Genomic DNA, 12,087 nt, shown 5'->3' with positions numbered 1-12,087 from the left:
TTTTATCCTTCGGTGCGAATTGTTACACTTATGTTGCCCTACCGATCACTTAATCGTGTTTGCTCACCCCGTAATGCCTTTTCTGCGATACAATGCCTTTAGGTTATAAATCGGAGAGTAAGGCATGCCACACCCTGCGTTAACGCAACTGCGTGCGCTGCGTTATTTTGATGCGATCCCGGCGCTGGACCCGCAACTGCTCGACTGGTTGTTACTGGAAGATTCCATGACCAAACGTTTTGAGCAGCAGGGCAAAGAAGTCACCGTCACGTTGATTCGCGAAGCGTTCGTTGGGCAAAATGAGGTGGCTGAAGAACTGACGCTGCTACCTAAAGAGTCCCGCTATTGGTTACGCGAAATCCTGTTATGCGCGGATGGTGAACCCTGGCTTGCCGGGCGTACCGTGGTGCCTGAATCTACCCTGTGTGGCCCTGAACTGGCTTTACAAAACCTGGGGAAAACCCCGCTCGGACGCTACCTGTTTACGTCATCGACATTGACCCGAGATTTTATTGAGATTGGCCAAGATGCAGCGCTGTGGGGGCGTCGTTCCCGCCTGCGGCTGAGCGGTAAGCCGTTGATGCTTACCGAGCTTTTTCTGCCTGCATCGCCGTTGTACTGAGAGGAAGATAAAGATGGAGTGGAGTCTGACGCAGAATAAGCTGCTGGCGTTTCACCGCTTGATGCGTACGGATAAGCCAATCGGCGCCTTACTGCTGCTCTGGCCTACGCTGTGGGCACTGTGGGTGGCGACCCCAGGCATGCCGCAACTGTGGATTCTGGCGGTTTTTGTCGCTGGCGTTTGGTTAATGCGCGCCGCCGGATGCGTGGTGAATGATTATGCCGACAGGAAATTTGACGGGCACGTCAAACGCACCGCGAATCGACCGCTGCCGAGTGGGGCTGTCACCGAGAAAGAAGCCCGAACGCTGTTTGTGGTACTGGTGCTGCTGGCCTTCCTGCTGGTTTTGACCCTCAATACGATGACCATTTTGTTGTCCGTTGCGGCATTAGCATTAGCGTGGGTTTACCCGTTTATGAAGCGCTATACGCATCTGCCGCAGGTGGTGCTGGGGGCGGCGTTTGGCTGGTCGATCCCGATGGCGTTCGCCGCCGTGAGTGAATCCGTACCGCTGAGTTGCTGGCTGATGTTCCTTGCGAATATTCTCTGGGCGGTGGCCTATGATACGCAGTACGCCATGGTTGACCGGGATGATGACCTGAAGATCGGCATTAAATCGACCGCGATCCTGTTCGGTCAGAACGACAAGCTGATTATTGGTATTTTGCAGGTAGGCGTGCTGGTGCTGATGGCGCTGGTGGGCTGGTTAAACGGGTTGGGACTGGGCTATTACTGGTCTCTGTTGGTGGCGGGCGCGCTGTTTGTCTATCAGCAGAAACTGATCGTTAACCGTGAACGTGATGCCTGCTTTAAAGCGTTTATGAACAATAACTACGTCGGCCTGGTGCTGTTCTTAGGCCTGGCAATGAGCTACTGGCATTTTTGATTTTGGCTTAGCCTGCAAAATAAAAAACCGGTCATTCCGACCGGTTTTTTTATGCTTACTCGCCCTGAGTGGCGCTCTCGATGGTCAGACGCACATCTGACGTGACCAGTTCGGCCAGCATCTGATAGATCTTCATCGTTTCTTCCGGTTCGGCATCTCCGGTATCGCTGATGAATCCCTCGTCACGCAGCGTCAGCACCAGAGAGCTGAACACGGCTTTATCGAAGAATTCCGGCGCGTTAATGCCGTGCAGCACTGAGAGGCGTTGCGCCACGGTGCGGCTTTCTTTCTCCAGCGTGCCACGGTTGATGGACGGGTTCGCGCTCAGCAGCCAGAAGGTAATGGCGTAGCGCTGCAACGTCTCGCGAGCACCTGCCGCCAGCAGCTGTAGCGTGCGGGAGCGGGCTGGATTGATATGCAGTTCGTCATCGGTCAGGGTGATGAGTCCCTGGCGCTGCATTTCGCTGGCCAGTTCGTCAATCACCCCGGCAAGCTCATCACGCTCCCAGCGTAAGAACAGCTCCGCTTTTAACATCGGGTACAGCGCATCAATATGCTGCTGCAACGCGGCGCGTGAAATACGACGATGCTGAGTCACAATGGCTGCCATCAACGAAGGCAGAACCAGCATATGCGCAATGTTATTGCGGTAGTAGGTCATCAATACCGCCTGCTCGCGCGGCAGAATAATGATGTCACCGATGGTGTCTTTCTCGACCTCAAACTTGTTCATCTGCAAGGCGTGGTCGATCAGTTCACTGGCGCTCTGTGCTGGCACCGTCGAATCCGCAGCATACGGCACGTTGCGCAGCAGGCTCAGGTAGCAGTCGAGTTGTTCGGTCAGCTGTTCACGGGTCAGAGAGCGCTGGCGGGAGGCCAGTAAAGCAGTACAGCACAGGTTCATGGCGTTGGCCGCGCCTGCGTTGTTAATGCGCACCATCAAATCGGCGGCAATGTTATTCACCGTCGGCGTCAGCCAGGCCGGGCGGATAGACTCGATAGGGTCAATAGATTCACGCCACTCCGGCACATGCTGGTTGAGGTAAGTCATCAATGGCATTGGTTCACCAAAGTTGACGTAGCCCTGACCCAGGTTACGCAGCTTGCTTAAGCCACGCAGCATTTGCGGCAGACTTTCTTTCTCTTTCGTCGCGCCACGCAGCTCTTTTGCGTAGGTGCCCACTTCCATTACGTGCTCATAGCCGATGTAAATAGGAACGAGGGTAATCGGGCGCGTACCGCCGCGCAGCATCGCCTGAATAGTCATCGACAGCGTGCCGGTTTTCGGGTCGAGCAGACGACCGGTACGTGAACGGCCCCCTTCGACAAAGTACTCAACCGAGTAACCACGGCTGAACAGCTCGCCCAGGTATTCGCGGAAGACGGTGGAATAGAGCTTGTTGCCCTTGAAGGTACGACGAATAAAGAACGCGCCCAGACGGCGGAAAATCGGACCCGCGGGCCAGAAGTTCAGGTTGATACCGGCTGCGATGTGCGGCGGCACCAGACCCTGATGGTACAGAACGTACGACAGCAGCATATAGTCCATATGGCTGCGGTGGCACGGAACGTATACGATTTCATGCCCATCGTGCGCCAACTGGCGTACACGTTCAGCATTGTGAACGTTAATCCCCTGATACAGACGGTTCCAGGTAAAGCCCAGAATACGGTCCGTCAGACGAATCATTTCGTAGGAGAAGTTGGCGGCAATCTCTTCCATCAGCGCAATGGCATTTTGCTGCGCTTTTTCGTGGGAGATTTTTTTACTGCGCGCTTCATCTTCTACCGCACGAGCGATCGCTTTTGAAGCTAACAGCTTATTAAACAGATCCTGGCGGGCAGGGAGGCGCGGGCCGACAGCGGCCAGGCGCTGGCGAGCAAAGTGCATACGCGCCACGCGTGCCAGCTTCTGAGCGATGATCTTATCCGTACCGTGTTCATCCGCCATACGGCGCAGAGAGACCGACGGGGAGAAGCGGACAAAACTGTCGCGACCCAGCCAGGACACCGCAAAGAATTTCTGTACGCCGTTTAGCATACGTAACGGCGGATTGACCTCGCCTTTTTCACGCCCTGGCGCACGGCCAAACATCACCGAAACTGGCACCATCTGCACATCCAGATCCGGATTGCTTCGATGCAAGTCGAGATAGTTGTGGAACAGCTTGATGGACTCTTCTTTCGGCGTGTAATAGGTGAATACACGCGGACCGCCGTGAATAAACACGTAGCGCGGTAACAGCGTTCCGTCTATCTCTAGTGGTTCCAGGGGATCGGGGAGGTCGTGCACCAGACATTGGGCACGCAGCGTCAGCAAGTCTGCTTTCGAATTGTACGGTAGGACGTACATAATGGGACGCGAAGTATCGAGTCCCAATTCCGGAGCAGGTTCTGCTGGAATAGACTTGCTTTTTACCAGGACGCTTAATGGTAAATTCAGTAATTTGTAGTAAATTCGTGGCCAGCCGGACATAAACGATGTAAAGCCTCTGGTTAATAATGCAAATGCGCTGCAAGGATATCAGAAAGTTTAGTGAATTTCTGTGGTATCCGGTCATACTTCGCGCTGCTTTGCCACACCCTGAACAAACGGGGTAACGTTACAATGACATTGACGCTAATAATGTAAAAAGGTTCTTTTTGATGGCCAATAATACCACTGGATTCACCCGAATTATCAAAGCTGCAGGTTATTCCTGGAAAGGTTTTCGCGCCGCATGGATTAATGAGGCGGCATTCCGTCAGGAAAGTGTTGCCGTCCTGCTGGGCGTCGCCATCGCCTGCTGGCTGGATGTTGATGCAATTACCCGCGTGTTGTTGATTGGTTCTGTGATGCTGGTGATGATCGTTGAAATCCTCAACAGTGCGATTGAAGCGGTGGTTGATCGTATTGGTTCTGAGTACCACGAACTTTCCGGTCGGGCGAAAGATATGGGGTCGGCTGCGGTATTGCTGTCTATTTTTGTCGCTCTAATCACCTGGGGCATCCTGTTGTGGTCGCATTTGCGATAAGGCTTCCACAACTGCATAAATCTCCTGTTTTTTGTGCAGTTTGCGGTTCCAAAATCGCCTTTAGCTGTATATACTCACAGCATAACTGTATATACACCCAGGGGGCGGAATGAAAGCGTTAACGGCCAGGCAACAAGAGGTGTTTGATCTCATTAGAGATCACATCAGCCAGACAGGTATGCCACCGACGCGTGCGGAGATCGCGCAGCGTTTGGGGTTCCGTTCCCCAAACGCAGCTGAAGAACACCTGAAAGCGCTGGCGCGTAAAGGTGTGCTGGAAATTGTATCCGGCGCATCGCGCGGTATTCGACTGTTGCAGGAAGAAGAAGAAGGGTTACCGCTTGTGGGGCGCGTGGCAGCCGGTGAGCCACTTCTGGCGCAGCAGCACATCGAAGGCCACTATCAAGTCGATCCTTCACTGTTCAAACCGAACGCCGATTTTCTTCTGCGCGTTAGCGGTATGTCGATGAAAGATATCGGGATTATGGACGGTGATTTACTCGCTGTGCATAAAACCCAGGACGTGCGTAACGGCCAGGTTGTTGTTGCCCGTATTGATGATGAAGTCACGGTTAAGCGGCTGAAAAAGCAGGGAAACAAGGTTGAACTCCTGCCAGAAAACAGCGAGTTCAAACCTATCGTTGTCGACCTGCGCGAACAAAACTTTACTATTGAAGGGCTGGCAGTAGGCGTCATCCGTAACGGTGAATGGCTGTAATTTTCTGTTGAATCCCTGTAGGCCGGATAAGACGATGACGTCGCCATCCGGCAACGTGCCCGGTAGCGCTGCGCTTGCCGGGCCTGCATCACATTATCCAGTACGTCTAACTTCTTCTCAGGCCCTCCTGTATGCCTTTCTTTACCTCTTCTGATAAAGCACTCTGGCACCTCGCCTTACCCATGATCTTTTCCAATATCACCGTTCCCCTGCTGGGACTGGTGGATACCGCGGTGATTGGTCATCTGGATAGTCCGGTCTATCTTGGCGGTGTTGCGGTTGGTGCTACGGCAACCAGTTTTCTTTTTATGCTGCTGCTTTTTTTGCGCATGAGCACCACCGGTCTTACCGCCCAGGCATTTGGTGCGAAAAATCCGCAGGCGCTGGCGAGCGCACTGGTGCAGCCGCTCATGCTGGCGCTGGGAGCAGGGTTGCTTATCGCACTTTTTCGTACGCCGATTATCGATCTGGCTCTGCACATTGTTGGCGGAAGTGAAGCGGTACTGGAGCAGGCCCGACGTTTCCTCGAAATTCGCTGGTTAAGCGCACCCGCCTCGCTGGCGAATCTGGTGCTGCTCGGCTGGCTGCTTGGCGTTCAGTATGCGCGTGCGCCGGTTATCTTGTTGATTGTCGGCAATATTCTCAACATTGTGCTTGATATATGGCTGGTGATGGGCCTGCATATGAACGTGCAGGGTGCGGCACTGGCAACGGTGATTGCTGAATATGCCACCTTGCTGATCGGCCTGATGATGGTGCACAAAGTCCTGCATATGCGCGGAATTTCGCTGGCAATGCTGAAGCAGGCGTGGCGTGGCAACTTCCGCCGTTTGCTGGCGCTTAACCGTGACATCATGTTGCGCTCGCTGCTGCTGCAGCTCTGTTTTGGCGCTATCACGGTGCTGGGTGCGCGTCTGGGAGGCGATATCATTGCGGTTAATGCCGTTCTGATGACTCTGCTAACCTTTACCGCCTACGCGCTGGATGGATTTGCCTATGCCGTGGAAGCGCATTCGGGCCAGGCCTATGGGGCGCGAGATGGTAGCCAGTTGCTGGACGTCTGGCGGGCGGCCTGCCGACAGTCCGGTATTGTGGCTATTTTGTTTTCGTTTGTTTATGCCCTGTTTGGCGAGCAGATTGTTGCGCTGCTGACCTCGCTGCCACAGATCCAACAGCTGGCCGATCGCTATCTTTTCTGGCAGGTGGTGTTACCGCTGGTGGGTGTCTGGTGTTATCTGCTCGACGGAATGTTTATTGGCGCGACGCGCGCGGCAGAAATGCGCAACAGTATGGCCGTTGCCGCCACAGGATTCGCATTAACGCTGCTGACTTTGCCGTGGCTGGGAAACCATGGCTTGTGGTTGGCGTTAACCGTTTTCCTGGCGTTGCGCGGGCTTTCACTGGCCTTTATCTGGCGACGTCACTGGCGTAATGGAACCTGGTTTGCCTGAGCGGGATGGTTAAAAATTCCGAATAGTAAATAAAACCCAGAATCACTGACTACACTTATTCTCACGTCCAGCAAAAACAGCATGTGTCTGGACATGGCACTCTCGCTATTCACAACCTAACGATGAGGACTTGATGATGAATAAAGACGAAGTCGGCGGCAACTGGAAGCAGTTTAAAGGTAAAGTGAAAGAGCAATGGGGCAAACTGACCGATGATGATATGACGGTCATTGAAGGTAAACGTGACCAACTGGTCGGTAAAGTCCAGGAGCGTTACGGTTACGCGAAAGATCAGGCGGAGAAAGAAGTTAACGATTGGGAAAAACGTAATGATTACCGCTGGTAATTAACCCTTCCCTCCTGAGAGTACAAGGATGTACGCTCTTCCCGCTTACCTAGCGCCCAACTTTCTTCTTCACCTGAATCGTATGGTCATGCTGGCACTCGCCAGGATGGCGACATGACTCAACTTCCACACAGGCCGGACACAGCCCGTGGGCTTCAATAACGTTATGCCGCAGTGCAAAGCCCATTTTTGCTGCTAGTGTATGCATGATGTCTTCCACGCCTTCCGCACACTCTTCTTTTACCACGCCACAGCGGTCGCAAATGAACATTGCTGAACTGTGGGTTGGCTGATCGAACAGATGACAAAGCACATAGCTGTTGGTGGATTCCACCTTGTGCACGAAACCTTGTTCCAGCAGAAAATCGAGCGCACGATATACGGTAGGTGGCTTAGCCTGCGGCTCAGTTTCCCGCAACAGGTCGAGCAGGTCATAGGCGCTGATCGCACCTTCCTGCAGGCTCATCAGGCGCAGTACTTCGAGGCGTTGTGGCGTAAGCCGCACGTTGCGTTGCGCGCAGAGTTTTTCAGCTTGAGCCAATAACTCTTGCGTAGTGGTTTTGTCCATTTGGCGCCTCGATTTGCGTGGAAGGTTAATCCCTTACTTTAACATGTTCTGCTTAAAACACCGAGATCCACCGTGGTGTGCTATACCTGACGCATCGCAATACTGGAAAAAAACCATGAAAAGACCCGATTGTATTCGCCACTGGCGTGAGGTTGAGGGGGCTGATGACTCCACTTATCCTGACAGCGATGAGCTATTTGCTATTGGCGCGCCGCTTGCCCGCAAGTTGGGGTTAGGACGACTCGGCATTCATCATGAACGCCTGCCGCCGGGTCGGCGTACCTCGTACCCGCACGCCGAAAGCGATGAGGAAGAATTTATCTACGTGCTGGAAGGTTATCCTGAGGCCTGGATTAACGGGTATTTATGGAAGCTGGAACCGGGCGACAGCGTCGGTTTCCCGGCAGGTACAGGCGTGTGCCATACCTTTATCAATAACACCAGTGAAGAGGTGCGCCTGTTAGTCGTGGGTGAGGCGAACAAAAAATACAACCGCATTTATTATCCACTTAACCCGGTCTATGCCGCTACACGTGAGGATCGCTGGGTCGACCATCCGCCGCAGTTTTTTGGATCTCACGACGGAAAACCGGGGCGTAAATAGCTTTTGTTTAGGGTCAGGGGGAGTGAGCCGCGAGGATGTGGCTCACTATCGTAACGGTCTATGCTATAGTAGCGCCCCTTTTTTAACCGGATGCTTGAATATTCGCCATGCTGCCTGAATCTCAGTCTACCGCTTTTCCCGCTCATCGTTTTTCTATCGCGCCGATGCTCGATGGGACGGATTATACAGAGAAATAGCGGTGTCGTGTGTTTTGTGGGGTCCTATTGGGAACCCGATGTTTTTAATTTAATACATAACTCTTACAAAGCATTGCATGGCGGGAATAGGTATAATGGGGTCTTTCGCCGTTCCGCTTGAGAGGCTCTAATGCTCACTTTAGACGAGATAGGTCAATCTGTTCGTAACAACATTCAGTTAGTTATTGACCATGTGGGGTTGCCTCTCGCAGTTGGCCCGATCAGTGATGAGGATTATAAGATCCTCTGTGGTGGTTATGGCGAGCTTGAGTGGGATTATATGCTCAGTGCCTATGGTAATTCTGATGATAAGTATGAATTCTGCATCAAACTTGTTCAGCAAGGAGTAGTGCAGGGTATTCCATCAGGGGCAGCAATTTGTGTTTATGGGGTTGAAGATAAAATCTTTCGGATCCATATTGTTGAAAGGTTCTCAAGGGAAGATGAATCACACCCACTAAAAGGGCGAATGGTTTTGCTCACACTAATGAGTGCCTTTGTTTTTTGTAAGGCTGTCGAGTGTGAGGTCGTTCAGATTATTGAACCCGTTCCAGAGTTGCAGCCATTTTATGAGTCGTTCGGTTTTTGCATGGAAAAGTGTGGCTACGTGATGTCTACAGCCACAGATAATCTACAAGAGACATTTCTGAAATTCGCACAATAGGTGTAGACGCCGAGTGTCTACAGATTGTAGGATATCCATCCGGATTACCTTAAAGGTACATCTGGGACAGTCGTTATGTATTCTCACTACCAAAAACGATGTCACCAATCGGAGGAACCGATTGGCACAAGTTGGCTGGACAAGCTAGCTTTAACTAAGAGGTTAGAGGCGCCCTTATCGTCTCGGGAGTTTTCTATGAAAGATCAAAAAGCAACCAAGCCACAGGTTAAGTTCGACACAATGAAAGCATTCGCAGGTATGGGTGCTGCTGTTGAAGTTCTGATGAAGGCTGCTCCTAACGCGTTCACGCACGCTATTGTCTCTGGTAAAGAGCAACAGGGTAAGCTTCGTCGTCGCAAGGCAGCATGATCATAGCTGGTGCTTTTTGAAAACCCGCCAGATGGCGGGTTTTTCTTTTTTATCAGTGCGGAACTCAACTATTTTTCTGTTTGTTCGTTCTAACCCTTTCCCATTCAATTCTGCCTTCTTCCCGTCGCTGGTCTATATACTCAGCAAGATCCTGAATGTTGATGCAGCGCTTTGCTTTCTGCGATGTTCCTACACGATAAGTCGGGATAGGCAACTGGCAGGCATTTGCTTTCGCTTCTGCTGTGTTAGGGCTCATACCGAAATACTTTTGGCATACAGCTGATAGCTCGATGTTAGGCGTGTTGAACTCAGCCATAAGTAAAAACAAAGTATTCATAGACGTTCTCCATACAACCTGGCTGCACCCAGGGGAATTACAGATCGCTGCTGGTGGCCGGAATCAACTTCTTCCAGATCGCGGACACGTATTTTGCCTGATGGCGCGCATCGGCCAGTGCGTTATGTGCCACCCCATCGAATGGCATGTCTCGCTTAGGATCGAAACCCACAACTCTGCCTAATGTGACGATGGTTCTGACGTCGTGATCGTTCCAAAATTGCCACGGGCAAACCTGGCCGGCGCGCTCATATGCGCCGCGCAATATAACGTTGTCGAAAGTAGCTCCATTGCCCCAAACTTTTAAATATTTTGGGTTATCAGAATGCCGATTAATGAAATGGCTCAGTTCAGATAGGGCAGACGATATCGGCATCGCATCATCAACACAGATTGCTGATCGTGCTTCTGAGCTTTGTCTTAACCACCACAGAATAGTGTCACCATCCGGCACCGCTCCCTGCTCTATAGCACTTTCAAGGTTAACGGCGGTGTAAAACTCCTGACCCAGTTCACCGCTTTGCGGATCGAAGAACACGGCACCAATGGAGACGATAGGGGCATTTGGTTTTTTGCCCATGGACTCAAGGTCGATCATTAAATTGTTCACGTTATACATTCTCCTGCTGAGGTGCTGCTGGCAAATTGCATCCCATACATGGACACGGGAAAGTATTTGCTGACTTTTTCCAACGGAAATAACCTGTACCGCCGCAGTATTTGCAGGCTGTCCCCTCCGGAGTCACAAGCGAGTTGTCGGATTCCTTGATATGTAGCCTTGGCTTACCGTCTTTCGGCTCAGGCCATTCGCGCTGTTTGTTAATCACCAGCTTTTCTACCATCGCTTGGGTAATCTGCTCGTCACTGATACCGGCACGACGTTGCGCATCCCATAACAGGAACTGCATGTCAGCCCATTCGCTAAGGTCGCCTGGTTCCGCAGCGGCCTCGAGCGCTTCTTTGGAAAGGTGCTTCAGCGGACCAACTGGGCCGACATCCCCGAAAGTAGCCAGTGACCATGCTGCATGTTCACGGCGTACTTGTTCGCGGGCCATCGACTCCAGAACCCCATTAAACACTTTCACAGCATCAGCCATTGCGTAGCCGAGATTGCCGCCGTCGCTTTGTGCTGCTGCTTTGCTGAGTATTTCGCTTATCTGGTGCAGGCGATCGAGTGATACAGGACCGTGCGCCGGGTGGTTGTTAGTTGTCATGCGTTAGTCCTCACGGTTCTAAACAAGACTGATTGCTGAAAGCCGGTAAGAAACCATAGCCCATCGACTCGCTGGCTCATCTCATACCAGTCTTCCGGGTTAAGGTCGGACACGAGGTTGTCACCACAAATACAAGTATCTGGTCCGCGCTTCTCGGAATCATAAATATCACCAGGTGAGAACCACTCAGGATTAGTGGAATGAACACACTCCATTTTGGTTACGCCAGCCATCTATTCATCCCCCTCACACCGGAATCCTGCCAAGCGAATCTGCCGTCTGGCGGCGTAATAGCCTCTTCATATGCTTTTTCTTGCTCATTCCAGTAGCCGTTTGTTTTTGGCAGCAAAACGGGATTAGCTAACTTTTCCTCCAGTTCTGCTACGCGCTGCCGAGCAGACTGATAAGCATCGATAACCACGTCCAACAATTGCCCGTCACACAGCAGTTTGCTAAGTTCAGGCTTCCACGCTACGCAGTCATCATTCGGGTCCTGCATGTTGTAGACGTAAGTATCAAAGGCTCCCATAAAGCGCCCGAATCCACCTTTGTCGTCTACAAGCACTTGCCAGGCGCGGAGAAGAAACAGTTTTTGGTTACGATCTAAATCCGTTCGGGATAGCTCATCAGCGATAATGCTGATTTCACTACCGTGCCAGCGAGCGTCATTGCGTTGTGCCGCATGAAACAACTTCCAGAAATACTCGGTTTCTTTCTGGTCAGGACGGCATTGCTTAATTGTATGCACTGTCATGCTGCACGCTCCTGTTTGTTAAGTGCGGTCATTGGGCTGCTCCCTGTCTGGCGCTATTCAATAGCTGGTTAAACATCATGGTTAGGCTGTTACTGCACCCAAACGGCATATCGTTAACACGGTATGTTGGTATGCCCTTGCGAACACCAGACTTCACGATCCGGCCGGTGCCATAGAGTTGCGATAATGCGCCAGCGACCGCGGGTGTCTTTTTATTCATACCTTTGGCGATTTCACCGCTGGTGGTATTCGGATGAGCCTGTAGATATTCAAATACAGTCATGGCGTTTTACCTTTACGTTCCTGTTCCAGTTGCACCAGAGACTCTTTTAATGCTGCGAA

Annotated in this window: 15 protein-coding genes and 2 pseudogenes; 10 read left to right on the top strand and 7 right to left on the bottom strand. The window is 51.9% G+C overall.

Annotated elements, in window-relative coordinates; all coding sequences use genetic code 11:
- Window positions 1–124 precede the first annotated feature (124 nt).
- A complete protein-coding gene (ubiC, locus tag ACHHZ7_RS21755) occupies window positions 125–622 on the top strand; it encodes a chorismate lyase (protein WP_042313004.1) in 498 nt (165 codons plus the stop codon).
- A 13-nt stretch (window positions 623–635) separates the two neighbouring features.
- On the top strand, window positions 636–1,508 hold the full coding sequence (gene ubiA / locus ACHHZ7_RS21750; protein ID WP_003826589.1) for a 4-hydroxybenzoate octaprenyltransferase: 873 nt from the start codon (window positions 636–638) through the stop codon (window positions 1,506–1,508).
- A gap of 55 nt (window positions 1,509–1,563) precedes the next feature.
- On the opposite strand, the gene plsB is transcribed toward ubiA, so the two are convergent.
- Window positions 1,564–3,984, bottom strand: coding sequence for a glycerol-3-phosphate 1-O-acyltransferase PlsB (plsB, locus tag ACHHZ7_RS21745; protein ID WP_008786919.1), 2,421 nt, complete (start codon window positions 3,982–3,984; stop codon window positions 1,564–1,566).
- Between the two features lie 170 nt (window positions 3,985–4,154).
- Here plsB and ACHHZ7_RS21740 point away from each other — a divergent pair, with 170 nt between their 5' ends.
- The 4 genes from ACHHZ7_RS21740 to ACHHZ7_RS21725 all read left to right on the top strand — a co-directional run bounded on the left by ACHHZ7_RS21740 (window position 4,155) and on the right by ACHHZ7_RS21725 (window position 7,038).
- Entirely contained in the window at window positions 4,155–4,523 is a 369-nt protein-coding gene (locus ACHHZ7_RS21740) for a diacylglycerol kinase (RefSeq protein ID WP_003826594.1), read from the top strand.
- 109 nt (window positions 4,524–4,632) lie between these two features.
- Window positions 4,633–5,241, top strand: coding sequence for a transcriptional repressor LexA (lexA, locus tag ACHHZ7_RS21735; RefSeq protein ID WP_003826596.1), 609 nt, complete (start codon window positions 4,633–4,635; stop codon window positions 5,239–5,241).
- A gap of 131 nt (window positions 5,242–5,372) precedes the next feature.
- Entirely contained in the window at window positions 5,373–6,692 is a 1,320-nt protein-coding gene (dinF, locus tag ACHHZ7_RS21730; RefSeq protein ID WP_060683092.1) for an MATE family efflux transporter DinF, read from the top strand.
- A gap of 136 nt (window positions 6,693–6,828) precedes the next feature.
- A complete protein-coding gene (locus tag ACHHZ7_RS21725) occupies window positions 6,829–7,038 on the top strand; it encodes a CsbD family protein (protein ID WP_003031706.1) in 210 nt (69 codons plus the stop codon).
- A gap of 49 nt (window positions 7,039–7,087) precedes the next feature.
- Here the strand turns inward: ACHHZ7_RS21725 and zur are convergent, their stop codons facing one another.
- Entirely contained in the window at window positions 7,088–7,606 is a 519-nt protein-coding gene (zur, locus tag ACHHZ7_RS21720; RefSeq protein WP_003031709.1) for a zinc uptake transcriptional repressor Zur, read from the bottom strand.
- Window positions 7,607–7,721: 115 nt separating this feature from the next.
- On the opposite strand from zur, the gene ACHHZ7_RS21715 reads away from it, so the two are divergent.
- The 4 genes and pseudogenes from ACHHZ7_RS21715 (at window position 7,722) to ACHHZ7_RS21700 (ending at window position 9,440) form a co-directional block, all read left to right on the top strand.
- Window positions 7,722–8,210 (top strand): cupin domain-containing protein, encoded by a 489-nt coding sequence (locus ACHHZ7_RS21715; protein ID WP_003031710.1) that lies wholly within the window; start codon window positions 7,722–7,724, stop codon window positions 8,208–8,210.
- A 107-nt stretch (window positions 8,211–8,317) separates the two neighbouring features.
- Window positions 8,318–8,392: pseudogene (locus ACHHZ7_RS21710) on the top strand (hypothetical protein); the annotation flags it as partial.
- Between the two features lie 145 nt (window positions 8,393–8,537).
- Window positions 8,538–9,071, top strand: a complete 534-nt coding sequence (locus tag ACHHZ7_RS21705; protein ID WP_049015405.1) for a hypothetical protein — start codon at window positions 8,538–8,540, stop codon at window positions 9,069–9,071.
- A 195-nt stretch (window positions 9,072–9,266) separates the two neighbouring features.
- Window positions 9,267–9,440, top strand: a complete 174-nt coding sequence (locus ACHHZ7_RS21700; protein ID WP_020838469.1) for a hypothetical protein — start codon at window positions 9,267–9,269, stop codon at window positions 9,438–9,440.
- 64 nt (window positions 9,441–9,504) lie between these two features.
- Here ACHHZ7_RS21700 and ACHHZ7_RS21695 read toward each other — a convergent pair whose 3' ends face one another.
- From ACHHZ7_RS21695 to ACHHZ7_RS21675, 5 genes and pseudogenes are all read right to left on the bottom strand, one after another.
- The gene (locus tag ACHHZ7_RS21695) at window positions 9,505–9,777 is read right to left on the bottom strand and encodes a pyocin activator PrtN family protein (protein WP_020838472.1); all 273 of its coding nucleotides are present in this window, start codon (window positions 9,775–9,777) and stop codon (window positions 9,505–9,507) included.
- A 37-nt stretch (window positions 9,778–9,814) separates the two neighbouring features.
- Complete coding sequence (locus tag ACHHZ7_RS21690; protein WP_395149208.1) at window positions 9,815–10,387, bottom strand: 3'-5' exonuclease; 573 nt, start codon at window positions 10,385–10,387, stop codon at window positions 9,815–9,817.
- Between the two features lie 147 nt (window positions 10,388–10,534).
- Window positions 10,535–10,826 (bottom strand): annotated as a pseudogene (locus ACHHZ7_RS21685) (DUF550 domain-containing protein); the annotation flags it as partial.
- Window positions 10,827–11,211: 385 nt separating this feature from the next.
- Window positions 11,212–11,745 carry a hypothetical protein gene (locus ACHHZ7_RS21680; protein ID WP_284242724.1) on the bottom strand — a complete coding sequence of 178 codons (534 nt, stop codon included), beginning with the start codon at window positions 11,743–11,745 and terminating at the stop codon, window positions 11,212–11,214.
- A gap of 28 nt (window positions 11,746–11,773) precedes the next feature.
- The gene (locus ACHHZ7_RS21675) at window positions 11,774–12,028 is read right to left on the bottom strand and encodes a hypothetical protein (RefSeq protein WP_086504770.1); all 255 of its coding nucleotides are present in this window, start codon (window positions 12,026–12,028) and stop codon (window positions 11,774–11,776) included.
- Window positions 12,029–12,087 lie beyond the last annotated feature (59 nt).

Origin of the sequence: Citrobacter freundii complex sp. 2024EL-00216, from assembly GCF_043945515.1 — a bacterium.
Classification (GTDB): domain Bacteria; phylum Pseudomonadota; class Gammaproteobacteria; order Enterobacterales; family Enterobacteriaceae; genus Citrobacter; species Citrobacter portucalensis.
Note: the sequence above shows the minus strand (reverse complement) of the source record. Positions and strands in the feature narration are given on the sequence as shown.